Annotated in this window: 23 protein-coding genes and 1 pseudogene; 11 read left to right on the top strand and 13 right to left on the bottom strand. The window is 70.6% G+C overall.

Annotation, left to right across the window (positions count from 1 at the left end):
• Window positions 1-53 precede the first annotated feature (53 nt).
• Window positions 54-1,709, bottom strand: a complete 1,656-nt coding sequence (locus ACFO3J_RS14520; RefSeq protein ID WP_386429796.1) for a fumarate hydratase — start codon at window positions 1,707-1,709, stop codon at window positions 54-56.
• A 273-nt stretch (window positions 1,710-1,982) separates the two neighbouring features.
• Here ACFO3J_RS14520 and ACFO3J_RS14515 point away from each other — a divergent pair, with 273 nt between their 5' ends.
• On the top strand, window positions 1,983-2,690 hold the full coding sequence (locus ACFO3J_RS14515; protein ID WP_386429795.1) for a DUF1707 SHOCT-like domain-containing protein: 708 nt from the start codon (window positions 1,983-1,985) through the stop codon (window positions 2,688-2,690).
• A 397-nt stretch (window positions 2,691-3,087) separates the two neighbouring features.
• Window positions 3,088-3,441: a WhiB family transcriptional regulator gene (locus ACFO3J_RS14510; protein WP_386429794.1), complete on the top strand. Its 354-nt coding sequence runs from the start codon at window positions 3,088-3,090 to the stop codon at window positions 3,439-3,441.
• 202 nt (window positions 3,442-3,643) lie between these two features.
• On the opposite strand, the gene glpX is transcribed toward ACFO3J_RS14510, so the two are convergent.
• On the bottom strand, window positions 3,644-4,678 hold the full coding sequence (gene glpX / locus ACFO3J_RS14505) for a class II fructose-bisphosphatase (RefSeq protein WP_386429793.1): 1,035 nt from the start codon (window positions 4,676-4,678) through the stop codon (window positions 3,644-3,646).
• Between the two features lie 218 nt (window positions 4,679-4,896).
• Here glpX and ACFO3J_RS14500 point away from each other — a divergent pair, with 218 nt between their 5' ends.
• Entirely contained in the window at window positions 4,897-5,448 is a 552-nt protein-coding gene (locus tag ACFO3J_RS14500; RefSeq protein WP_386429792.1) for a DUF4245 domain-containing protein, read from the top strand.
• Between the two features lie 51 nt (window positions 5,449-5,499).
• On the opposite strand, the gene ACFO3J_RS14495 is transcribed toward ACFO3J_RS14500, so the two are convergent.
• Together ACFO3J_RS14495 and xseA are read right to left on the bottom strand one after the other, a co-directional pair.
• Entirely contained in the window at window positions 5,500-5,784 is a 285-nt protein-coding gene (locus ACFO3J_RS14495) for an exodeoxyribonuclease VII small subunit (RefSeq protein WP_386429791.1), read from the bottom strand.
• Between the two features lie 99 nt (window positions 5,785-5,883).
• Complete coding sequence (gene xseA / locus ACFO3J_RS14490) at window positions 5,884-7,092, bottom strand: exodeoxyribonuclease VII large subunit (RefSeq protein ID WP_386429790.1); 1,209 nt, start codon at window positions 7,090-7,092, stop codon at window positions 5,884-5,886.
• A gap of 48 nt (window positions 7,093-7,140) precedes the next feature.
• On the opposite strand from xseA, the gene ACFO3J_RS14485 reads away from it, so the two are divergent.
• Together ACFO3J_RS14485 and ppgK are read left to right on the top strand one after the other, a co-directional pair.
• Window positions 7,141-8,136 (top strand): 4-hydroxy-3-methylbut-2-enyl diphosphate reductase, encoded by a 996-nt coding sequence (locus tag ACFO3J_RS14485; RefSeq protein WP_386430214.1) that lies wholly within the window; start codon window positions 7,141-7,143, stop codon window positions 8,134-8,136.
• A gap of 30 nt (window positions 8,137-8,166) precedes the next feature.
• The gene (ppgK, locus tag ACFO3J_RS14480) at window positions 8,167-8,904 is read left to right on the top strand and encodes a polyphosphate--glucose phosphotransferase (protein ID WP_386429789.1); all 738 of its coding nucleotides are present in this window, start codon (window positions 8,167-8,169) and stop codon (window positions 8,902-8,904) included.
• Here the strand turns inward: ppgK and ACFO3J_RS14475 are convergent.
• Window positions 8,825-9,376: a DUF6542 domain-containing protein gene (locus ACFO3J_RS14475; RefSeq protein WP_386429788.1), complete on the bottom strand. Its 552-nt coding sequence runs from the start codon at window positions 9,374-9,376 to the stop codon at window positions 8,825-8,827. The genes ppgK and ACFO3J_RS14475 overlap by 80 nt on opposite strands.
• A gap of 280 nt (window positions 9,377-9,656) precedes the next feature.
• Between ACFO3J_RS14475 and ychF the strand changes: the two genes are divergently transcribed.
• Window positions 9,657-10,745: a redox-regulated ATPase YchF gene (gene ychF / locus ACFO3J_RS14470; protein ID WP_386429787.1), complete on the top strand. Its 1,089-nt coding sequence runs from the start codon at window positions 9,657-9,659 to the stop codon at window positions 10,743-10,745.
• A 107-nt stretch (window positions 10,746-10,852) separates the two neighbouring features.
• Here the strand turns inward: ychF and ACFO3J_RS14465 are convergent, their stop codons facing one another.
• The 5 genes and pseudogenes from ACFO3J_RS14465 to ACFO3J_RS14445 form a co-directional block, all read right to left on the bottom strand.
• Window positions 10,853-11,224, bottom strand: a complete 372-nt coding sequence (locus ACFO3J_RS14465) for a hypothetical protein (protein ID WP_386429786.1) — start codon at window positions 11,222-11,224, stop codon at window positions 10,853-10,855.
• Between the two features lie 6 nt (window positions 11,225-11,230).
• Entirely contained in the window at window positions 11,231-11,623 is a 393-nt protein-coding gene (locus ACFO3J_RS14460) for a type II toxin-antitoxin system VapC family toxin (protein WP_386429785.1), read from the bottom strand.
• Window positions 11,620-11,886, bottom strand: coding sequence for a hypothetical protein (locus ACFO3J_RS14455; protein WP_386429784.1), 267 nt, complete (start codon window positions 11,884-11,886; stop codon window positions 11,620-11,622). Before ACFO3J_RS14455 ends, ACFO3J_RS14460 begins: the two co-directional genes overlap by 4 nt.
• A gap of 684 nt (window positions 11,887-12,570) precedes the next feature.
• Window positions 12,571-12,834, bottom strand: a complete 264-nt coding sequence (locus ACFO3J_RS14450; protein WP_386429783.1) for a type II toxin-antitoxin system RelE family toxin — start codon at window positions 12,832-12,834, stop codon at window positions 12,571-12,573.
• Window positions 12,827-13,035, bottom strand: a pseudogene (locus tag ACFO3J_RS14445) (type II toxin-antitoxin system prevent-host-death family antitoxin). The gene ACFO3J_RS14450 and the pseudogene ACFO3J_RS14445 overlap by 8 nt, the downstream one beginning before the upstream one ends.
• Before the next feature lie 32 nt (window positions 13,036-13,067).
• Between ACFO3J_RS14445 and ACFO3J_RS14440 the strand changes: the two are divergent.
• The 4 genes from ACFO3J_RS14440 (at window position 13,068) to dhaK (ending at window position 16,556) form a co-directional block, all read left to right on the top strand.
• Entirely contained in the window at window positions 13,068-13,928 is an 861-nt protein-coding gene (locus ACFO3J_RS14440; protein ID WP_386429782.1) for a class II fructose-bisphosphate aldolase, read from the top strand.
• A 6-nt stretch (window positions 13,929-13,934) separates the two neighbouring features.
• A complete protein-coding gene (locus ACFO3J_RS14435) occupies window positions 13,935-14,747 on the top strand; it encodes an HAD-IA family hydrolase (protein ID WP_386429781.1) in 813 nt (270 codons plus the stop codon).
• Window positions 14,748-14,803: 56 nt separating this feature from the next.
• A complete protein-coding gene (dhaL, locus tag ACFO3J_RS14430) occupies window positions 14,804-15,457 on the top strand; it encodes a dihydroxyacetone kinase subunit DhaL (RefSeq protein WP_386429780.1) in 654 nt (217 codons plus the stop codon).
• Window positions 15,458-15,560: 103 nt separating this feature from the next.
• On the top strand, window positions 15,561-16,556 hold the full coding sequence (dhaK, locus tag ACFO3J_RS14425; RefSeq protein WP_386429779.1) for a dihydroxyacetone kinase subunit DhaK: 996 nt from the start codon (window positions 15,561-15,563) through the stop codon (window positions 16,554-16,556).
• A gap of 61 nt (window positions 16,557-16,617) precedes the next feature.
• Here the strand turns inward: dhaK and ACFO3J_RS14420 are convergent, their stop codons facing one another.
• Entirely contained in the window at window positions 16,618-18,060 is a 1,443-nt protein-coding gene (locus ACFO3J_RS14420; protein WP_386429778.1) for an MFS transporter, read from the bottom strand.
• Between the two features lie 229 nt (window positions 18,061-18,289).
• Window positions 18,290-19,195, bottom strand: a complete 906-nt coding sequence (locus tag ACFO3J_RS14415; protein WP_386429777.1) for a LysR family transcriptional regulator — start codon at window positions 19,193-19,195, stop codon at window positions 18,290-18,292.
• A gap of 146 nt (window positions 19,196-19,341) precedes the next feature.
• On the opposite strand from ACFO3J_RS14415, the gene ACFO3J_RS14410 reads away from it, so the two are divergent.
• The gene (locus ACFO3J_RS14410) at window positions 19,342-20,169 is read left to right on the top strand and encodes an oxidoreductase (RefSeq protein ID WP_386429776.1); all 828 of its coding nucleotides are present in this window, start codon (window positions 19,342-19,344) and stop codon (window positions 20,167-20,169) included.
• Window positions 20,170-20,298: 129 nt separating this feature from the next.
• Here ACFO3J_RS14410 and ACFO3J_RS14405 read toward each other — a convergent pair whose 3' ends face one another.
• Window positions 20,299-21,702, bottom strand: coding sequence for a glycoside hydrolase family 18 protein (locus tag ACFO3J_RS14405; RefSeq protein WP_386429775.1), 1,404 nt, complete (start codon window positions 21,700-21,702; stop codon window positions 20,299-20,301).
• Between the last annotated feature and the right edge of the window lie 251 nt (window positions 21,703-21,953).

The raw sequence follows: 21,953 nt of genomic DNA, 5'->3' as shown, positions 1-21,953 counted from the left end.
GGTTTCCAGGACAGGAAACCGCCGCAGGAGCCCCGGAAGCCCGGCCGGCGAGGTCAGGCGCCCGGGCGGAGGGGGATGGAGGTGAAGGTCGGGGAAGGGGTGGGGTCCTGGAAGAAGTCGTTGCCCTTGTCGTCCACGACGACGAACGCGGGGAAGTCCTCGACCTCGATCTTCCAGACCGCTTCCATGCCCAGCTCGGCGTACTCCAGCACCTCGACCTTCTTGATGCAGTCCTGGGCGAGGCGGGCGGCGGGGCCGCCGATGGAGCCGAGGTAGAAGCCGCCGTGGGTGGCGCACGCGTTGGTGACCTGCTGGGAGCGGTTGCCCTTGGCCAGCATGACGAGGGAGCCGCCCGCCGCCTGGAACTGGTCGACATAGGCGTCCATCCGGCCCGCCGTGGTGGGGCCGAAGGAGCCGGAGGCGTAGCCCTCGGGGGTCTTGGCGGGGCCGGCGTAGTAGACGGCGTGGTCGCGGAGGTAGCCGGGCATGCCCTCGCCCGCGTCGAGACGTTCCTTGATCTTGGCGTGCGCGATGTCGCGGGCCACCACGAGCGGGCCGGACAGCGACAGGCGGGTCTTGACCGGGTACTTGGTCAGTTCGGCGCGGATCTCGGCCATCGGCCGGTTGAGGTCCACCCGGACCACGTCGTCGTCCAGGTGCTCATCGGTGGTCTCGGGCAGGAAGCGCGCCGGGTCGGTCTCCAACTGCTCCAGGAAGACGCCCTCGGCGGTGATCTTGGCCAGCGCCTGGCGGTCGGCCGAGCAGGAGACCGCGATCGCGACCGGGCAGGACGCGCCGTGCCGGGGCAGCCGGACCACCCGTACGTCGTGGCAGAAGTACTTGCCGCCGAACTGCGCGCCGATGCCGATCCGCTGGGTGAGCTCGAAGACCTGCTGCTCCAGCTCCTTGTCCCGGAAGCCGTGCCCGGCCGGTGAACCCGAGGCGGGCAGCTCGTCCAGGTAGTGCGCGGAGGCGTACTTCGCGGTCTTCAGGGCGAACTCCGCGCTGGTGCCGCCGACGACGATCGCCAGGTGGTACGGCGGGCAGGCGGCCGTACCGAGGGAGCGGATCTTCTCCTCCAGGAACCGCATCATGGACGCCTCGTTCAGGACCGCCTTGGTCTCCTGGTAGAGGAAGGACTTGTTGGCGCTGCCGCCGCCCTTGGCCATGAACAGGAACTTGTAGGCGCCGCCGTCGGTGGCGTACAGCTCGATCTGCGCGGGGAGGTTGGAGCCGGTGTTCTTCTCGTCCCACATGGTCAGCGGCGCCATCTGCGAGTAGCGCAGGTTGAGTTTGGTGTAGGCGTCGAAGATGCCGTGCGACAGCGCCTCCTCGTCACCCCCCGAAGTGAGCACCTGCTGGCCGCGCTTGCCCATCACGATCGCGGTGCCGGTGTCCTGGCACATCGGCAGCACGCCGGCCGCCGCGATGTTGGCGTTCTTCAGCAGGTCGAGCGCGACGAAGCGGTCGTTGGGGCTGGCCTGCGGGTCGTCGAGGATACGGCGCAGCTGGGCGAGGTGGGTGGGGCGCAGATAGTGCGAGATGTCGTGCATCGCCTCGGCCGCCAGCAGCCGCAGCGCCTCCGGCTCGACCTGGAGGAAGGTCCGGCCGCCGGCCTCGAAGGTGCTGACGCCTTCGGAGGTGAGCAGGCGGTAGGTGGTGGGGTCCTCGCCGAGGGGGAGCAGGTCCGTATAGGCGAAATCGGGCATCAGGGGTTAATCCTCACTCGGCTACTCGGCTGCGTCGACGCTGAAGCGCGTCCAGCGTAGAACGTCGGCGGACCCGGTCCGCTGTGAGGTAGGGCTCAATCCGGAAGCGTCCGCCCGGGTCCGCCCGCGCCCAGCCGCGCCCGGCCGCCCGCCGGCCCGGCTCACCGCCCGCGCCCGCCCCGGACGCCCGCGCGCCGCCCGGAACCCTTAGGGGACGTTCTCCGGCGTACTTCGGGGTAGTCGCGATCTATCGCGTCTGTGTACGGTGGTCGGGTGGATGAATCGCAGCTCGACAAGCGCCCGCAGCAGTCGCCGGCCGCACCGGTGGACACTGCCCCGGCGAGCACCGACCAACCGGTCGCCGACGCCGAACTGCGCGCATCGGACGCCGACCGTGACCGTATCGCCGACATCCTGCGGGACGCGCTCGCCGAGGGCCGGCTGGACGCCGCCGAGCACTCCGAGCGCATCGACAAGGTCTACGCGGCCAAGACGATCGGCCAACTGGAGCCGCTGGTAAGGGATCTGCCGGGTGGCCGGTCCACCGTCCCGCCGCCCGCGCCCGCCACCGCACGCGGCTACGACCAAGGCCAGGGCGGAGAGAACCCCAAGCTGGTCGGCATCCTCGGCGGCGCCGAGCGCAAGGGCCGCTGGCGCGTCGGGAGCCGGATCACCGCCGTCGCCATCCTGGGCGGCGTGGAGATCGACCTCAGCGAAGCGACCTTCACCGCACCGGAGTTGGTCATCCACTGCACCGCCATCATGGGCGGCGTCAGCGTCAGGCTGCCGGAGAACGTGACGCTGCGCGGCGGCGGCGTGGTCGGCATCATGGGCGGCTCCGACGTCAAGGCGTTCGAGGCGCCCGACCCCGGTGCCCCGGTGGTCCGGATCGACGGGCTCGCCTTCTGGGGCGGCGTGGAGGCCAAGGCCAAGCGCGGCAAGCGCGTCAAGGACTGGACGAAGAAGACACTCGAAGGCTGAACCGGGGCCGACCGCTGGGCGGTTGATGCCTCCGCGCCGTCCCCGAGCCCCTTCTCGGGCGGCGCCGAGGTCACGCCCCCGGCGGCACTTGAGCGGCACTCCGGCGGCACTTGGGCGGCGCTCCGGTGGAGCCCCGTGACGCTCCCGCGGCGCCCCAGGAGCGGGCGCCCGGGGCGCATGTGGTGCGTGTATACGCCAGGGACGCGGCGCGTATACGCCATCCGCAGGTCGAAGGGGGTGCGGCAAATCATCCGGCGATGAACACGGTGCGCATGAAGTCGCGCACAGCGGGTAGGGGATGGAGCACGCCGTCGCCCGGCTGCTCTGGCATCCCCTGCCCGCGGTCCGGTCGGCGACGCCAGCGTGGCAAACGCCGAGCCGTCGTCAGGAGTTACCCGTGCTTCAACCGATCGAGCCCGTCACGGACCCCGCTCAGCCACCAGGCCATCCGCGGGACCCCGGAGGGCCCTGGCACTCCGAGGCGGCCTGCCGCAGCGACGAGGCGGGGCTCTTCTTCGCCCCGTCCAAGGAGCCGACCGCGGCGCGTCTTTCGCGCGAGGAGGCCGCCAAGAGGGTGTGTGCCCGCTGCCCGGTGATGCTCGAATGTCGCGAACACGCCCTGCTCCAGCCCGAGCCGTACGGCGTCTGGGGCGGGATGACCGCCGCCGAGCGCCGGGTGGTGCTGGCCCGCCGGCGCCGCCGCGAGGTCGAACTCCAGCGTCCCGCCGCCTCGATCGCGGCCGCCGGCTGACCGCATCGCATCTCCCGCCCGCCGACCGCGCTCCGGGATTACGGGGCCCGGACAGCGGCGGCCGGGGCGGGGGACGCGATGCGGCGGATCAGGTGGTACGAGTGGTGGATCAGGCGGCGCGGATGGCGCGGGTGGCGCGGATGGCGCCGTCAGCGTCCGCGACGCGGCAGGTCGGGCTCTCGACGGGTCCCGGCGCGCCCCTTCAGCGCGCCCGGTCGAAGTCGATCGCGCTGTAGGCGCGCAGCTTGGACAGCCGGTGCACCGAGTCGATCTGCCGGATCGTGCCGGACTTCGACCGCATCACCAGCGATGAGGTCGTCGCGGTCTCCGCGCGGTAGCGCACCCCGCGCAGCAGTTCGCCGTCGGTGATGCCGGTCGCCACGAAGAAGACGTTCTCGCCGCCGACCAGGTCGTCGGTGTGCATCACCCGGTCCAGGTCGTGCCCGGCGTCCAGCGCCCGCCGCCGCTCCTCGTCGTCCTTGGGCCACAGCCGCCCCTGGATGGTGCCGCCCAGGCATTTGATCGCGCAGGCCGCGATGATCCCCTCGGGTGTCCCTCCGATGCCGAGCAGCAGATCCACACCGGTCCCGTCGCGTACCGCCATGATCGCGCCGGCCACATCACCGTCCTGGATGAATTTGATCCGGGCGCCGGTCTCGCGCAGCTCCCGGACGATGCCGTTGTGCCGGGGCCGGTCCAGCACCACGACGGTGACGTCCTCCGGCGCGCCGCCCTTGGCCTTCGCCACCCGGCGCACGTTCACCGACGGGGGCGCGGTGATGTCCACGAACTCCGCCGCCTCCGGGCCCGCCACCAGCTTGTCCATGTAGAAGACGGCCGATGGGTCGAACATCGTGCCGCGGTCGGCCACCGCCAGCACGGCCACCGCGTTGGGCATGCCCTTGGCGGTCAGCGTGGTGCCGTCCACCGGGTCGACCGCCACATCGCACTCGGGGCCGGTGCCGTCGCCGATCCGCTCCCCGTTGAAGAGCATCGGCGCCTCGTCCTTCTCGCCTTCGCCGATCACCACGATGCCGTTCATCGAGACGGTGTGCACCAAGGTCCGCATCGCCTTGACCGCGGCCCCGTCCGCACCGTTCTTGTCGCCGCGACCGACCCAGCGCCCCGCGGCCATGGCCGCGGCCTCGGTGACACGGACCAACTCCAGGGCGAGGTTGCGGTCCGGCGCCTCCGGGCTCACTTCCAATTGCGGGGGCAAGTTCTGCTGCTCGGTCATCACAGCGCACCTTTCTGTACGAGGACGGCCGGATATGAGGGTCCTTTGATCGTATCGGCTACCCGCAAATATGAGCAGCGTGCACATCACATGAGCAGTCGGGTGACAGAGGGTTTGGCCGGGAGCCCGGTGGGTTAAGGGGCGCTGGCCGCCAACCCGCTCGGCGAGCGGCCGACCCGAGGGTCGGGGCGCCGACGGCGATGGGGGACGATAGGCCCGTGGCAGCAGACAAACGTGGCAACAAGACGATGGTGGACCTGGCGCTGTCCATGGTGGTGCTCGGGATCGTCGTGTTCCTGATCTATCTCTTCATCCCGCACGACTCCAAGGCGGACCCGGTGCGGGTGGTCCCCTTCTCCGTCGAGCTGGGCCAGGCGCGGCGCGACGCCCCCTTCCCGGTGGCGGGCCCCGAGGGCCTCGGCGCGCAGTGGCGGTCCACCTCCGTCACCTACAGCGGGACCGACCGCAAGGCCATCACCTGGCACATCGGCTTCATCGACCCGAAGCAGCAGTATGTGGCGGTCGAGCAGAGCAACGGCCCCGCCGACGCCTTCATCTCCTCGGTCACCCTCGACGCCCACCGAGACGGCAGCCGTACGGTCCAGGCCGGCGGCCTGAGCTGGCAGCGCTACGTCGGCGGCCGCTACACCGCCCTGGTCCACAAGGCGCAGGGCGTGACCACGGTGGTCCTGGGCACCGCGCCGGACGCCCAGCTCACCCAGATGGCCGCCGCGCTGAAGGACGCCGGCGGCCGGGCGGTGGCTTCCTAGCCGGCGGGTCGGGCCGGGCGGGTCAGCCCAGGCTGGCCGGGCCGGGGCGGGTCAGCCCCGCGGGCCCGCTTCCTCCTCGGCGTCCACCGCCGCCTGCTCGGCCTCGCCGGCCGCCAGCTCCTCCTGCTCCTCGGCCGCCAGCACGGCGTCGAGGCGGGCCCGGGCGCCCTCCAGCCAGCGACGGCACAGCTTCGCCAGCTCCTCGCCCCGCTCCCAGAGAGCGAGGGACTCCTCCAGGGTGGCGCCGCCCGCTTCGAGGCGGCGGACGACATCGATGAGCTCGTCGCGGGCCTGCTCGTAGCCGAGAGTCGCCGGTGGGTTCTGGTCTGCTGCCATGGGAGCCAGCCTAGGGCGTGGGTACGACGGTCCCGGTCCGCCCGCCGGACGCCCGGGACCGGTCGGCCCGGCCCGGCCCCCGCCCGGCCCGGTCCCCCGTCAGTCCGTGACCCGCACCTCGAAGGCGCCCTCGGCGACCCGCGCCCGCAGCCGCTCGTCCGCCGTCACCTCGCCCGGCGCCCGTACCACCGAGCCGTCCGCGCGCTGCAGCACCGCGTACCCCCGGCGCAGCGTCGCCGCCGGGGACAGGGCGACCACCCGGGCCAGGGTGTGCGAGAGGTCGGCGTCCGCCCGGTCCAGCGCGTGCCGCAGGCTGCGCCGGGCCCGGTCCACCCGGTCCGCGACCTCGGCCGCCCGCTCGTCCACCATCCGGTAGGGCGCCGCCATCGACGGACGGCTGAGGGCGGCGGTCAGGCCGCGCTCCTCGCGGTCCAGCAGCCCGCGGACCACCCGCAGCGCCCGGTCCCGTACCAACTGCACCCGGGCCAGCTCCTCGCGGACGTCCGGCACCACCCGCTTCGCCGCGTCCGTGGGGGTGGACGCGCGCAGGTCGGCGACCAGGTCCAGCAGCGGGGTGTCGGGCTCGTGGCCGATCGCCGAGACCACCGGCGTACGGCACTCGGCGACCGTACGCACCAGCCGCTCGTCGGAGAACGGCAGCAGATCCTCCACGCTGCCGCCGCCGCGCGCCACGATGATCACATCGACACCGGGGTGCGCGTCCAGCTCGCGCACCGCCTCGATCACCTTCGGCACCGCGGTCGCGCCCTGCACCGGCACATTGCGCACCTCGAAGCGGACGGCCGGCCAGCGCAGCCGGGCGTTCTCCCGTACGTCCCGCTCGGCGGCCGACGCGCGGCCGGTGACCAGCCCGATCAGCTGCGGCAGGAACGGCAGCGGACGCTTGCGGTCCAGCGCGAACAGCCCCTCGGCCGCCAGGGTCTTCTTCAACTGCTCCAGCCGGGCCAGCAGTTCGCCCATGCCCACCGGGCGGATCTCCACCGCCCGCAGCGACAACTGCCCGCGCGGTCCGTACCACTCGGGCTTGGCGTGCACGACGACCCGCGCGCCCTCCCCGACGACATCGGCGACCTGCTCGAAGACCGCCCGGAAGCAGGTGACGCCGATCGAGACGTTCTGCGAGGGGTCGCGCAGCGTCAGGAACACCACCCCGGCGCCCGGCCGCCGCGACAGCTCGGTGATCTGCCCCTCCACCCACACCGCGCCCAGCCGGTCGATCCACCCCCCGATGAGCCGCGACACCTCACCGACCGGAATCGGCGCTTCGGCCGAGGTGTTCAGAGCCATACCCGCACCCTAGTGCGCCCCACCGACATGTCGGCCCCGCCCCGTACGATGGACCGCATGACCACCGAAGCCAGCCGTCGCGTCCTCCTCGCCGCCCCCCGCGGGTACTGCGCGGGCGTCGACCGTGCCGTCATCACCGTCGAGAAGGCCCTGGAGCAGTACGGCGCCCCGGTCTATGTGCGCAAGCAGATCGTGCACAACAAATACGTCGTGCAGACGCTGGAGAAGAAGGGCGCCGTCTTCGTCGACGAGACGGAGGAGGTGCCGGAGAACGCCATCGTGATCTTCTCCGCGCACGGCGTCGCCCCCGCCGTCCACGACGAGGCCGCCCAGCGCAGCCTCGCCTCCATCGACGCGACCTGCCCGCTGGTCACCAAGGTCCACAAGGAAGCCGTCCGGTTCGCCGACTCCGACTACGACATCCTGCTCATCGGCCACGAGGGCCACGAGGAAGTCGTCGGCACCATGGGCGAGGCCCCCGAGCGGATGCACCTGGTGGACGGTCCGGAGGACGCCGCCAAGGTGAAGGTCCGCGACGAGTCCAAGGTCGTCTGGCTGTCCCAGACCACGCTGTCGGTGGACGAGACCATGGAAACGGTCGAGGCGCTCAAGAACCGCTTCCCGAATCTGCTCTCCCCGCCCAGCGACGACATCTGCTACGCCACGCAGAACCGTCAGGTCGCGGTCAAGGAGATCGCGGCCGACGCCGATCTGGTCATCGTGGTCGGCTCCCGCAACTCCTCCAACTCCATCCGGCTGGTCGAGGTCGCCCTGCAGGCCGGCGCCGGCGCCTCCTACCTGGTGGACTTCGCCGAGGAGTGCGAGGATGCCTGGCTGGAAGGCGTGCGTACCGTCGGCGTCACCTCCGGCGCGTCCGTACCCGAGATCCTGGTCGAGGGTGTGCTGGAGTGGCTGGCGGCGCGCGGCTTCGGCGATGTGGAAGTGCTGCGGTCCGCGGAGGAGTCCATTCAGTTCTCGCTGCCCAAGGAATTGCGCCGCGACCTGCGTGCCGAGCTCGCCGACCGGGCATCTGGCAAGAGGTGAGCGATTTCGCCGCCCTTTAACGTGGAGGCCATGAACGTGTTCGGTGTGGACATCGGCGGTACGGGCATCAAGGGCGCTCCGGTCGATCTGGACTCGGGCACCTTGTCGCAGGAGCGCCACAAGGTCTTGACGCCGCATCCGGCCACCCCGGAAGCGGTGATCGACGGTGTGCACGAAGTGGTCTCGCACTTCGGCTACTCCGGCCCGCTCGGTGTGACCTTCCCCGGCGTGGTGGTGGACGGCGTGACCCGCAGCGCGGCGAACGTCGATCCCGGCTGGGTCGGGCTGGACGCCCGCCAGCAGATCAGCGACCGTCTCGGCGTGCCGGTGGTGGTGCTCAACGACGCGGACGCCGCCGGGGTCGCCGAGATGACCTTCGGCGCCGGGCGCGGCCGGGGCGGCACGATCATCCTGCTCACCCTGGGCACCGGCATCGGCAGCGCGCTGTTCATCGACGGCCGCCTCGTACCCAACACCGAGCTGGGCCACCTGGAGCTGCACGGGCACGACGCCGAGAAGAAGGCCTCGGTCAAGGCCCGCGAGGACGAGGACCTGAGCTGGGAGCACTGGGCGCACCGGCTGAAGAAGTACCTCGCCCATGTGGAGATGCTCTTCTCGCCCGACCTGTTCGTGCTCGGCGGTGGGATCAGCCGCAAAGCCGAGAAGTTCGTACCGCTGATCGAGGGAATCAGCGCGGAGATCGTCCCCGCGGAGCTGTTGAACAACGCCGGGATCGTCGGCGCCGCGATGGCCGCCGCAAAGCTCTGACCCCGACGATCAGCGCGGCCAGCAGGGTGCCGGTGTAGAGCCAGCCGGTCAGCAGCGCCAGCCCGGTGAAGACGCCGAGCAGGTGCCCGACCAGCCCGCTGCCGCCGTCCGAGGTCAGCGCGATCCCGGTGGCGAACGCGATCGGCGCGGCGACCGGTGCGGCCACCAGGTCGTATGGACGTACGTACACCGCGCCGGCCACGCTGACCGTCACGAAGACCAGCCCGAACAGCACGCCGGGGCCGCCGAAGAGCAGCGAGTCGACGGCCCCGCCCAGCACGGTGACCCCGGTGGTGAGCAGTCCGGTCCCCAGGCCGGTCAGCCGGGGGCGGCGGCGGTGGACGGCACGCAGCCGGCGCACCAGCACGGCCACCGGGTGCGCCGGGGGCGGCGGCGGCCGGAAGACCCCGGCGGCGGTGTCACCGCCCTTCGGCCCGGGGGTGGGCGGCGTACGCGCAGTGTGTTGATCCACATACTCACAGTAGGTGCGGCGGATGGGTGACCGCATGGCGAAACACGCTCTTTCGCCCGGCTGGGCTCCGGCCGGCCGTACGGCCGTACGGGTGATTTCCGCCGTCTTGGCGCCGTCTTCCCGCCGTCGTGGCGCTGTCGTCCCGCTGTCTCGCGTCGGCCGGTCCGTCCACCGCTCCCGCCCACCGCTCGGTGCCCGCCGGACGGGAGACGGAGGGCCGGGCGACGGCCCGTAAACTGGGCACGTCTGTCACCTTCGGCCGCTACGGAAAGTCCGCCACGTGTCGCTCAGCATCGGAATCGTCGGCCTGCCGAACGTCGGCAAGTCGACCCTCTTCAACGCCCTGACCAAGAACGACGTCCTGGCGGCCAACTACCCGTTCGCCACCATCGAACCCAACGTCGGCGTGGTCGGCGTCCCCGACCCCCGGCTGGCCAAGCTGGCCGAGATCTTCGGCTCGGCGCGGGTACTGCCCGCCACCGTGGACTTCGTGGACATCGCCGGCATCGTCCGCGGCGCCTCGGAGGGCGAGGGCCTCGGCAACAAGTTCCTGGCGAACATCCGGGAGTCCGACGCGATCTGCCAGGTCATCCGGGCCTTCAAGGACGACAATGTGGTCCATGTCGACGGCAAGGTCTCGCCCAAGGACGACATCGAGACGATCAACACCGAGCTGATCCTGGCCGACCTCCAGTCCGTCGAGAAGGCGATCCCGCGGCTGACCAAGGAGGCCCGCCTCCAGAAGGAGAAGGCCGCCGTCCTCGCCGCCACCGAGGCCGCCCACACCATCCTGGCGGCCGGCGACACGCTCTTCTCCCACGGCATCACCAAGGAGACCGAACAGGGCACGCTGCTGCGCGAGCTGCACCTGCTCACGGTCAAGCCGTTCCTCTACGTCTTCAACGTGGACGAGGACGAACTCGCCGACGAGGACTTCAAGAACGATCAGCGCGCCCTGGTCGCCCCCGCCGAGGCGATCTTCCTCGACGCCAAGCTCGAATCCGAACTGGCCGAACTCGACGACGCCGAGGCCCTCGAACTCCTCCAGTCCGTCGGCCAGCCCGAACCGGGCCTGGCCACCCTCGCCCGCGTCGGCTTCGAAACCCTCGGCCTCCAGACCTACCTCACCGCCGGCCCCAAGGAAACCCGCGCCTGGACCATCAAGCGCGGCGCCACCGCCCCCGAAGCCGCCGGCGTCATCCACACCGACTTCCAAAAAGGCTTCATCAAGGCCGAGGTCATCTCCTACACCGACCTCCTCACCACCGGCTCCGTCCCCGAAGCCCGCGCCAAGGGCAAGGCGCGCATGGAGGGCAAGGACTACGTCATGCAGGACGGGGACGTGGTGGAGTTCCGCTTCAACGTCTAGTTGACCGGGCGGAAGGCCGTCTGACCTGCGGCGGAGCGGGTTGGGCGGCTCGGCGGTCCGCACCCAGTCCGCAAGCGCGCTGACGTGCGGTCAGTGCGGGGGAGTAGTTACGCGGCCTTGTCCGCCGTCGCGTCGCCCTCGTCGGGGCGGTCCGCGTACGCCTTGTCGACGGCGGCGAGCGGTTGGCCCGCTTCCACCTTCAGCCCGGCGATGTCGTACTCGCCCGGCGGGGCGAGCTGGGTCGCTGCGCGGTGGTCCGAGCCGAGCAGGCAGGCCGGATCTGCGGCACGGGGTGCTTCGTGCTTCGTCCACCCGCCGAACTGGACGCCGACTACTTCGCCACCTACCTGTGCACTCCTGGCGCACGCGCACGGCTGGAAGCCCGTTCGACGGGGGAGCCTGGCGATGAAGACGATCTCACGCGACGTGCTGCGGGACCTTCCCGTCGCGCTGCCCGACCTGCACACGCAGCGTGCCATCGATGGTCAGACAGTGCGGATGACGGGGGCAGGTTTGACGTCCTGGGCGTCGATGAGGGTGCGGATGTCGTTGGGGTCCGACGTCCAGATAATGGCGCCGAGGCTGGCTGCCATGGTCACGACGGTGGCGTCGACGATGTCGGAGGTGCCGGCCTTGCCGCAGAGAATGCCTGCGGTTTTGGCGGTTTCGAGGCCTACGGGCACCACGTGGCACCCGGCGAGGAACCTGCCGAGCCGCACCTGGCGGCGGGAGTCCCGCCATGCCTGGCTGACGACGACGGCCGGGACGTGGATGTCCCGGCCGTCGTCCAGTGCCAGGCTGTGGCGTGCCCACATGCGCCGGTCGTCGTTGTCGATTGCGATCAGTACGCCCGCGTCGTACAGGTAAGGGATGTTCACGCGGCGGAGGCTCCCGGGCTGCTGAGGTACTCGGCGTCGGCGCCGGCCAAGTCCGCGCGGGCGGCGGCGAGCTCTTCCGGGGTGAACGAGCCGTGTTCTGCCTGCCACTCCTGGATGACCGCCCGCCCGGCCCGCAGCCGCAGCTCGCGTTCGGCTGCTCCGGCAACGAGGCGGGAGAGCGGAATGCCTTCTTCCTCGGCGGCTCCGGCCAGGGCTTCGACCAGAGATTCGTCGAGAGTGATAGTCACCTTCTTGGTAGCCATACATCAACCATACTACGGTATGCCTCATGTCGGCGTACGGGATCACCTGCCGACGAGACTGCCGGACCCGAGTTGAGCCCGCCTGACCCCGGCGGAGCGGTCAGGGCGAGACCAGAGGTCGGTATCGAATCCGCAAGCGTGCTCATAGCAACGGCTCATCAGGTCCACGTGATGAGCCGAACGAAACGGCCTGGCCAATCGGTCCGCAAACAGTCCGCAGGACAGTCGTAAACGCTTGTCGGCGGCGGGATCGACGAGTAACGGACCGAGAACCTCATGCGCTCAGCACGTCCTACCCTGCGCTGTCCGCGGGAGGACTTGGGGCTTCCGCTCCCGCCGGTCACTGCGCCACTGGACGAGACCGATCATCCGATCATCGCCAAGGTGGCGGAACAGTTCGCCGATATCGAGGCCAAACACGAGCGTATTCCTGCCATCGACGACCACGTCTTGTTCAAGGTCAAGGTGCAGCGCCGGCGTGGAGCTGTCTGGATAGACGCGGATCTGCAGTGGTTGGTGGCGGCAGGTAGGCGTGAGGACGGATCGGGGGACGATTTCTACGCGAAGCTGGAGGCGGAGGGTAAAGCGGCCCGTGCGCAGTACAACGCCACCCATGCCGAGGCACTGAGCACCAGGGCGTCCGCCTCCGTAGCCGGTGGCGTAGGACCTGTGGACGACGGAATTTCAGGCGTCGTGGACCGTGGAACGGTGGGCGACATGGACAGCCCACACGACGAGTTCGCCGTGGTCGAGGGTGTAGCTGATCCGGTAGTCGCCGACCCGTAGGCGGCGGCGTTCCGGGTGGGAGACGAGGGCGGTGGTGTTGAAGCCGAAAGGGTCGCCTTCCAGTTCGGTCAGTTTGGCCAGGATGCGGAGGGCCATGGCCCGTGGGATCTTTCGCAGCTCGGCCTGGGCCTCGGGGTGGAAAACGGTCCGGTAGTCACTCACCGCGCGCCAGCGTCTCCCTCATGACGTCCTCGATCGCGGTGCCGGCCGAGGGGTTCGCCATCCGCTCATCGATGATCCGGTTGATCTCCCGCTCTTCCCATTCCTGGTACTTGCGCAGGACGTCGTCGAAACGACGGCGGCGACCTGCTCACCGTGGGGTGGACCGCCCGAGTGGCGGGGGGTGCTCAGGGGGCGTGGAATGGGATGGGCGAGAACGAGCTCTGGAGGGCATCTTGTCTGTCGTACCCCTGAACGAAATCCTGTCGGACGCGTTCAAAGAGCGTTACGGCGTGCCCGCGATCAATGTGTTCAACGATCTGACGCTGGAGGCCGTGCTGGCCGCCGCCGTGGAGAAGTCGTCGCCGTTGATCGTGCAGACGTCCGTCAAGACGGTGAAATCGATCGGCAGCGATGTGCTCTATACGATGTGGACGTCGATGACGGCCGGAATCGAAGTGCCGGTCACGCTGCATCTCGACCACTGCCCGGAGCGCGCGGTGATCACCGAGTGTCTGCGGCAGGGCTGGAATTCCGTGCTGTTCGACGCCTCCAAGCTGCCGGTGGCGGAGAACATGCGGCAGACCGTCGAGGTGGTCGCCGAAGCGCGCGGATACGGGGCGCAGGTCGAGGGCGAGATCGAGTCGATCACCGGGGTGGAGGACGGCGTCGGGTCCGATCGGGCGGCCGAGCAGCAGGCCCTCGATGTCACGTTGGAATTCCTCAGGACCACCGGGGTCGATGTCTTCGCGCCGGCGATCGGGAACGCCCACGGGTCGTACAAGCAGGCGCCGGAACTCGACTTCCAGCGGGTTTCGGACATTGTGGAGGCCTACCCGATGCCGATCGCGCTGCACGGCGGCAGCGGGCTTTCGGACGAGCAGTTCCGTGATTTGATCTCGCGGGGATGCGCGAAAGTCAATATCTCTACGGCGCTCAAAGAGAAGTTCATGAAGTCGAGCCTGGAGTTTCTCGAATCGGCGGCCGAGAAGCAGAAATGGGACCCGCCGTCCCTCTTCCGCTCGGTCCGCGAGGACGTGATCGGGATGACCGGGTCGCTCATGACCCTCTTCGGCAGCGCCGGCCGGGCGAGGTGAGCCGCCATGCCCGCTCTGGTCTTCGACTGCGACGGTGTCCTCGCCGACACCGAGCGCTACGGGCATCTGCCCGCGTTCAACCAGACCTTCGACGAGTTCGGCCTGCCGGTGCGGTGGAGCGACAGCGAGTACGCCGAGAAGGTGAAGGTCGGCGGCGGGAAGGAGCGGATGAAGACGCTGCTCACGCCGGAGTTCGTCGCCGAGGCGGGGCTGCCCGGTGATCCCGAGGCGCTGAACGACGAGGTCGCCCGCTGGCACCGGCGCAAGACCGAGATCTACACCGAGATCATCCGCAGCGGAGCGATCCCGGCGCGGCCCGGCGTACGGCGCCTCGCCACCGAGGCGCACGACGCCGGCTGGGCGCTGGCGGTCGCCTCCACCTCGGCCGAGCCGTCCGTGCGCAGTGTGCTCGAAGTGGCCGCCGGGCCCGAACTCAGCCCGCACTTCAGTGTGTTCGCCGGCGACATCGTGCCCTGCAAGAAGCCCGCCCCGGACATCTACGAATTCGCCGTGGACCGGCTCGGACTGGAACCCTCCGGCGTCCTGGTGGTCGAGGACAGCCGCAACGGCATGCTGTCGGCGCTGGGCGCCGGCCTGGTCTGCACCGTCACCACCAGCGCTTACACCGGGGAAGAGGATTTCACCGGGGCGTCGCTGGTCGTGACGTCACTCGGCGACCCGCCGCCGGAGCAGACGGTCACCCGGGTGCTGAGCGATCCGCTCGGCTCGGAGCCCCGCTCGCTGGTACGGCTCGCCGACCTGGCCTTCCTGCTCGCCACCGGGACCGACCCGGCCACCGGGCCCCGCCCGTCCCGGTGAACCCGTCCATCCCCCCGACCCCCGCCGAACCGGTGTCACGGCAGTCAGGAGAGAACATGTCTTCGCCTTCGACAACAGCCGGTGATCTCGAGTTCGTCGTCAGGACGATCGCCCAGACCGCCGTGGACAACGAACGCGAGTTCGGTGAACTCGACGCCGTCGCGGGCGACGGCGACTTCGGCTACTCGCTCGCCCGGGGCTTCGAGATCGTGCTCGCCGACTGGGACACGCTCGACCGCAGTTCGCCCGCGGAGTTCCTGAAGAAGGTCGCCCTGGTGATCTCCAAGCGGGTCGGCGGGACCTCGGGCCCGCTGTGGGGCACCGCCTTCCTCCGGGCGTCCGGCGCGGTCAAGGACCGGGCTGAGCTGGACGGTTCGGACGCGGTCGCGATGCTGCGCGCGGCAGCCGAGGGCATCAAGGTACGGGGGAAGTCCGATCTCGGCGACAAGACCATGCTGGACGCGCTGATCCCGATGACCGAGGCGCTGGAACAGCACCTGGGGACGGGCGACCCGGGCGCGCCGGCCGAACTCGCCGCGGTGGCCGCCTCGACGGCCCGTACGGCGGCGGACGCGACCACCCCGATGCGGGCCATGCGCGGGCGCCAGAGCTACACCGGTGAGCGCAGCATCGGCTCACCGGACCCGGGCGCGGTGGCCGTCGCGGTGATCGCCGAACGGGTCGCCGCCGGATGGCCCGACCACCGCTGAGCCGCACCCGACCCCCGGAAAATCCGATCCCCGACCCTCTCCCACCGGAGACCTCCCCGGAAGCGAGACCGCCGAACTCGACGACGAGACCCTGGAGCGACGCATGAAGAAGTTCGTCAACGACCCCAAGAACTACGTCGCGGAGATGCTCCAGGGGCTGGCCCTGGCCAACCCCGAGACCCTTCGCTACGTCCCCGAGTACAACCTGATCATGCGTGCCGACGCCCCGCAGGAGAACAAGGTCTCTATCGTCCAGGGCTCGGGGTCCGGCCATGAGCCGGCGCATGTGATGACCGTCGGCAAGGGCATGCTCGACGCGGCCTGCCCCGGTGATGTCTTCTCCGCCCCGCCGGCCGACTTCGTGTACGAGACGGTGAAGCTGGTGGCGTCCCCCAAGGGCGTCCTGCTGCTGGTCAACAACTACACCGGCGACCGGATGGCCTTCGAGATGGCCGAGGAGCTGTCGCAGGCCGAGGGCATCGAGGTCCGTACGCTGTTCATCGACGACGACGTGTCCGTGGAGGACTCGACCTATACGGTCGGCCGGCGCGGTGTGGCGGGCAACTTCTTCGTGATGAAGGCGGTCGGCGCGGCGGCCGAGCGCGGCGTCGACCTCGACGAGCTGTACCGCATCGGTGAGAAGGTCAACTCGGTGGCCCGCACCATGGGCATGGCGCTGACCGCGTGCACCCCGCCCGCCAAGGGGTCCCCGCTGTTCGACCTGCCCGCCGACGAGGTCGAGATGGGTGTGGGCATCCACGGCGAGCCGGGCCGGAAGCGCGAGAAGCTGCAGCCCGCCGACGCGCTGGTACGGGAACTGCTCACCGCGGTCGTGGACGACCTGCCCTACACCTCGGGCGACGGCGTCGCGCTGATGGTCAACGGCCTCGGCGGCACCCCGCTCGGCGAGCTCTACCTGGTGTACGGGCTGGCCCACAAGCAGCTGGTGGAGCGCGGGATCGACATCCGCCGCAGTTACGTGGGGGAGTACTGCACCTCGCTCGATATGGCCGGCGCCTCGATCACCCTGCTCCGGCTGGACGACGAGATCTCCGACCTGCTGGCCGCGCCCGCCGAGATCCCGGTCCACGTCTTCTGACCGGACCCCTCTCTGGTCCAACGGCGTCCGGCCCGCTCGTGATCGAGCGGGCCGGACCAGGTCATCCCGTGTTCTTCAGGAACCGCGCGTTCAGCGGCGGGGAGTGGTAGCCGGGACCGGTCGCGGCCATCCAGGAGTCGATGTCGGGCGCCCTGGGGGCTCGTCCGCCGGCCCAGAAGAGGCCGACCAGGAGGACCCCGGAGACCGCGGTGAAGATCAGCATCACCAGCACCGACAGGTGGAACCCCTTGTGGAACGAGGTCTGGGTCTCCGCCAGGCGCAGCAGGATCGGGCCCAGCAGGAACGCCGCCTCGGACCGCAGCAGCTCGACCAGGGCGAAGGTGGGGCCCAGCTGCGCCGCCGATACGGAGAAACCGGCGAGGAACAGGCCCGGGGTCACACCCGCGCCGGCGCCGTAGCCGAGGAAGAACGCGGCCACCGCGACGATGGGGGAGGAGTTCGACGGGGTGATGCCGAGCAGGATCCCGGCCGCGACCGCCACGCTGATCAGGCCGGACAGCGCCAGATAGGGCGTGTACCGGGTCAGCACCAGCCGGTGGAAGACGGCGGCGGAGATGGCCACGCCGAGGAGCTGGGGCGCCAGCAGCAGGCCGGTCCGGACCGGGGACAGGTGCGACACCTGGACCAGATAGACCTCGGACAGTTCCAGCAGGGTGGTGAAGGTGGCGCCGACGACCATCGCGGCGGCGACGCCGGTGACCGGCAGGGTGTTGCTGATCGGCCGCATCGGCATCAGCGGGACGGCCTTCTGGTACTGCCCCGCCACCAGGATGATGCCGATGACCAGGCCGACCACCACCGGCGCGATGAACTCGGTGTCGCTGAAGTCGCCGCGCGACAGCCAGGAGACACCGAAGAACGGCAGCGCGGTGGTCCCGGCGGCGAGCGGGATGGCCAGCCAGTCGAAGCGGGCCCGGCGGGCCGGCGGGTCGTTGCCCTCGAAGGTCATGGCGCCGATGGTGAGACCGATCGCGGCCAGGACGGTGACGGAGGTGTAGAGCAGCCGCCAGCCGCCCTCGCTGCCGACCAGACCGCCGACCACCGGCCCGGCGGTCACCATGCCGAACAGGCCGAGGCTGATGACCGCGGCGGTGTTCGGCACCTTGTCGGCGCCGTGGGTCGTGATCAGCGGCGGCAGCGCGGCCACCAGCAGCATGCCGGTGAACAGGCCCTGGAGCACCACACCGGTCGCGAACTGGCCGATGCCCGTGGCGGTCAGGGCCACCACGGAGGCGACCACGAAGCCGCCCTCGCAGAAGATGTAGACATGGCGGCGGGCCAGGCGCTGGGTGAGGTCCGCCGCGGCGACCGCACCGAACGCGTAGCCGGCGTTGGACATGCCGCCGGCCAGTTGCAGCTCGAACCGGGTGGCGTGCAGGTCTTTCATGAGCGTCGGCTGGAACAGTGAGACGGCGGTGGTGAGCACCAGGAAGGGGCTCAGCGCCAGCAGCACCAGAGCCACTGCGGCGGGGTAGTTGCCCACCAGCGGGACTCCCCTGGGGTGGGGAGGCGTCGAGGAACTGGGTTGGATGGTCGCCTCCGAGGTCGTGAGCGGGGAAGACGCACCTCCCGGACACGGGCTCGGCACCGGCAGCTGTGGCATCCTCTGGCGCGTCTCATGCGATCTGCCCAGGTCGCCGACTCAGCGTATGCCGCAGATCACCCCATTCCACATCTGACACACCATGCGGACAAATCCACCCGCGTGCCGCTCATCGCACCCGGTCGCGCGCCTGGCGGCAGGCGGTGACATACGCGCGGACGAGGGGGTTGGCGGCGGTACGCGGCCAGGCCAGCGCGAAACGGCTGGGGGCCAGCCCGCGCACCGGGCGGGTGGTGACGCCGCCCAGGCTGATCAGGGGCGCGTTGCCGGCCGCGAGCAGCACCACACCGAGCCCGGCGACGAGGGCTTCGTACGTCTCCTCGCTGCTGGCCACCTCGGCGCCGACCACCGGCGGGCGGCCGCCGCGCGCGTCGACGGCGAGCCAGTGGTCGCGCAGCGGACCGGCGGAGGCGGGCAGCGCGAGGAAGGGCTCGTCCAGCAGATCGGTGAAGTCCACGCTGTCCCGGGCGGCCAGCGGGTGGGTGTCCGGCAGGGCCACCAGCCGGGGCTCCTCGGCGACCAGCAGATGGTCGTAGCGCCCCTGGTCCGGCAGCGGCAGCCAGACGAAGGCGAGATCGCAGTCGCCGTCGGCGAGCCCGGCGGTGGGATCGTCCCAGCCGACCTGGCGCAGCCGCAGGGTAGCGGTGGGGCAGGCCGCGGTGAAGCGGGAGCGTATCGCCGGGAGCAGGCCGCCGCGGCCGGGGCTGGTGCTCATCCCCACCACCAGGGTGCTGACTTGGGCCGCCTTCGCCCCCTCCACGACCGTCCAGGCCTCGTCCCAGGTCTCCAGCAGCTGCCGGGCGTACGGCAGCAGGGCCTGGCCGGCCGGGGTGAGGGCGACGCCCTGCCGGTCCCGTACGAACAAGGTCGCGCCCAACTGCCGCTCCAGTGCCCGCACCTGCTTGCTCAGCGCGGGCTGGGAGACGTAGAGCAGCTCGGCGGCGCGGGTGAAGTGCAGTTCCTCGGCGACCGTGACGAAGTAGCGCAGGTCCCGCCCGTGAACATCCATAACCATCGGTTATCACGGGAGGTCTTGGACCGGCAAGGGCGCCTCCCGGCAGGGTTGCGGACGACGCGGGAACACGGGACGCGAGAGCGCGGACCGGACACGCGGGCCGAACACTCGGGTCGAAGACGCGAGCCGAACAAGGGGAGACAGCGATGAGCAAGGTCTGGCTGGTCACAGGTGCGAACAGCGGTTTCGGCCGGGCGATCACCGAGGCCGCCGTGGCCGCGGGGGACGTCGTGGTGGCCGCGGCCCGCCGGGTGGAGGCGCTGGCGGATCTGGTGGCCGAGCACCCCGACCAGGTGGAGCCGCTGCGGCTGGACGTCACGGACCTGGCCGCGGTGGACGCGGCGGTGGCCGATGTGAGCGGGCGGCACGGCCGGATCGACGTGCTGGTCAACAGCGCCGGGCGCACCCATGTCGGGGCGTTCGAGGAGACCACGGACGCGGAGCTGCGCAGCCTCTTCGACGTCCATGTCTTCGGCCCCGCGGCGCTGGTCCGGGCGGTGCTGCCGGGGATGCGGGCCCGCCGCTCGGGGGCGATCGTGCAGCTCAGCAGTATGGGTGGACAGATGTCCTTCGCCGGCTTCTCCGCCTACAGCGGTACGAAGTTCGCGCTGGAGGGGATGACGGAGGCGCTGATCGACGAGGTCGGGCCGCTGGGCATCAAGGCGCTGATCGTGGAGCCCGGTGCCTTCCGCACCTCGCTGATGGGCAACGGCAGCGTCAGCGCCGAACTGCCCGACTACGAGCCCACGGTCGGCGCCACCCGCAAGATGGTCGCGGCCGGCGACGGCGCCCAGCCCGGCGACCCGGCGAAGGCCGCCGCACTGATCATCGAGGCGCTCCAGGCGGACGACACGCCCTTGCGGCTGCCGCTCGGCGACGACGGGGTGGACGCGGTGCTGGGCCACCTCGACGCGACGCGGGCCCAGATCGAGCGGTGGGAGAGCCGCGCCCGGGCCACCGCGTTCGACGCGTAGCGGCAAGCCGCACCACGACAGCCCGCACCACGACCGTGCCCCGGGCTCCCCCCGGCAGGGTGGGGGGAGACCGGGGCACGGTCGTCGAGCGGGCGGATCAGGAGGCCGGAGCCCCAGGGGTCACGGGCGTCAGTGGTGCCCGTGGTGCGGCGGGGCCGAGTTGAGGCCGCTGTGGATCGCGGTCATCAGCTCACCGTCGGACGTGTCGCCGTCCAGTGACCACGCCATGGCGCCGCCGAGGTGCTGCTGCCGGATGTACGCGGTCTTCTGGGCGATGACCTGCGGGTCGTCGTAGGTCCAGAAGTTGGTGCCGTCGTACAGCCAGGCGAAGCCGTCCTTGGTGTCGCGGTGGACGGTGTACGTACCGGACTGGGCCAGCGCCTTCAGCGCGTGGTAGTCCTCGTTGCCGGCCTGCCAGGTGGCCGGGGCCGGGCCGGTCGAGGACTGGAAGAGGCCGGCCGTGCCGCCGTCCGGGACGCCGGTCCAGCCCTGGCCGTAGAACGGCACGCCGAGGACGAGCTGGCGGGCCGGGGCGCCGCGGTGCAGCCAGTCGCCGATCGCCTGGGTGTCGCTGAAGTCGTTCGGCACCGGGGTGGCGCGCGGGGCCTTCAGCGCGGACTGCTGGTTGGTGGTGGCCTCGTAGGGGCCGTGGAAGTCGTAGCCCTGCACGGTGCCGAAGTCGAGGTACTTGAAGATCTTCCTGACCTCGAAGCCGGCGTCGATCTTGGCCGGGGCGGCGGGCAGGAAGGCGGTCAGGTCGTAGTGCTTGTGCGTCGTACGGCCGTACGCGTCGAGCTGCTTGCGGAACTCCGCGGCCAGCGCGGTGAAGTCCTGCTTGTCCTCGGGGCGGTAGACGGTGTCCACGTCGCCGGAGGAGCCGGGCCACTCCCAGTCGATGTCGACGCCGTCGAAGAGGCCGGCCGCCGAGCCCGGGCCGCCCTTGCCGTCGAGCAGCGGCAGATTGCCCTTGACGAAGATGTCCAGGCAGGAGGCGACAAGTGCCTTGCGGGAGGCGGGAGTCCGGGCCGCGTCCGAGAAGTTGGTGGACCAGCCCCAGCCGCCGATCGAGATCAGCACCTTCAACTTCGGGTTTTTCGCCTTGAGTTCCCGCAGCTGGTTGAAGTTGCCGGCCAGCGGCTGCTCGGCGGTGTCGGCGGTGCCGTCGACCGAGGTGGCGGCGTCCACCGGGTGCTGGTAGTCGGCCCAGGCGTCGCCCTCGCCCGCGACATTGGCCTCGAAGCACTTGCCGTCGGCGCCGATGTTGGCGAACGCGTAGTTGAGATGGGTGAGTTTGGCGGCGGTGCCGGAGGTCTGGACGTTCTTCACCTGGTAATCGCGGGCATAGATGCCCCACTGGGTGAAGTAACCGACGCTCTTGTAAGCCGAGTCGGCGGATGCGGGGGCGGAATGCCCGCCGGAGCCGTGCCCGTCGTGGGCTTGCGCGGAGCTGCCGCCGGTGAGGGCGGGTAGGACGGCGACCACCGAAAGCGTGGCGGCCGTCGCGGCCATACGGCCGAGGATTCTTCGACGCATGGCGGGCAACGTATTGGTCTGGACCAATGCCGGTCAAGCGGAACGGGGAAACCGGCGCCGGGTGCGTACGGGAATTCGTACCGGAGCGGGCGCCGTCCGGCCGCGATCCTGGGCGCCGGCCGGGGACTTGGGTGTTCGAACAGACCGTAAACTCCCCTGGTGGACATACCTCCGCCGCCTCCGCCGCCGTCCCCGGACGACACCCCGCCGCCCGGTGCCGGGCCGGTCGGACCGCCGCCTCCGCCGCCCCC

The sequence above is a fragment of the Streptomyces polygonati genome, assembly GCF_042650325.1.
Taxonomy (GTDB): domain Bacteria; phylum Actinomycetota; class Actinomycetes; order Streptomycetales; family Streptomycetaceae; genus Actinacidiphila; species Actinacidiphila polygonati.
Note: the sequence above shows the minus strand (reverse complement) of the source record. Positions and strands in the feature narration are given on the sequence as shown.

Excerpts from the sequence above, each read along its gene's own strand:
- ACFO3J_RS14520 (WP_386429796.1), bottom strand. The coding sequence starts at position 1,709 with ATGCCCGATTTCGCCTATACGGACCTGCTCCCCCTCGGCGAGGACCCC.
- glpX (WP_386429793.1), bottom strand. The coding sequence starts at position 4,678 with ATGACCGAGCAGCAGAACTTGCCCCCGCAATTGGAAGTGAGCCCGGAG.
- ACFO3J_RS14495 (WP_386429791.1), bottom strand. The coding sequence starts at position 5,784 with ATGGCAGCAGACCAGAACCCACCGGCGACTCTCGGCTACGAGCAGGCC.
- xseA (WP_386429790.1), bottom strand. The coding sequence starts at position 7,092 with ATGGCTCTGAACACCTCGGCCGAAGCGCCGATTCCGGTCGGTGAGGTG.
- ACFO3J_RS14485 (WP_386430214.1), top strand. The coding sequence starts at position 7,141 with ATGGACCGCATGACCACCGAAGCCAGCCGTCGCGTCCTCCTCGCCGCC.
- ppgK (WP_386429789.1), top strand. The coding sequence starts at position 8,167 with ATGAACGTGTTCGGTGTGGACATCGGCGGTACGGGCATCAAGGGCGCT.
- ACFO3J_RS14465 (WP_386429786.1), bottom strand. The coding sequence starts at position 11,224 with ATGGCACGCTGCGTGTGCAGGTCGGGCAGCGCGACGGGAAGGTCCCGC.
- ACFO3J_RS14455 (WP_386429784.1), bottom strand. The coding sequence starts at position 11,886 with ATGGCTACCAAGAAGGTGACTATCACTCTCGACGAATCTCTGGTCGAA.
- ACFO3J_RS14435 (WP_386429781.1), top strand. The coding sequence starts at position 13,935 with ATGCCCGCTCTGGTCTTCGACTGCGACGGTGTCCTCGCCGACACCGAG.
- dhaL (WP_386429780.1), top strand. The coding sequence starts at position 14,804 with ATGTCTTCGCCTTCGACAACAGCCGGTGATCTCGAGTTCGTCGTCAGG.
- dhaK (WP_386429779.1), top strand. The coding sequence starts at position 15,561 with ATGAAGAAGTTCGTCAACGACCCCAAGAACTACGTCGCGGAGATGCTC.
- ACFO3J_RS14415 (WP_386429777.1), bottom strand. The coding sequence starts at position 19,195 with ATGGTTATGGATGTTCACGGGCGGGACCTGCGCTACTTCGTCACGGTC.
- ACFO3J_RS14410 (WP_386429776.1), top strand. The coding sequence starts at position 19,342 with ATGAGCAAGGTCTGGCTGGTCACAGGTGCGAACAGCGGTTTCGGCCGG.
- ACFO3J_RS14405 (WP_386429775.1), bottom strand. The coding sequence starts at position 21,702 with ATGCGTCGAAGAATCCTCGGCCGTATGGCCGCGACGGCCGCCACGCTT.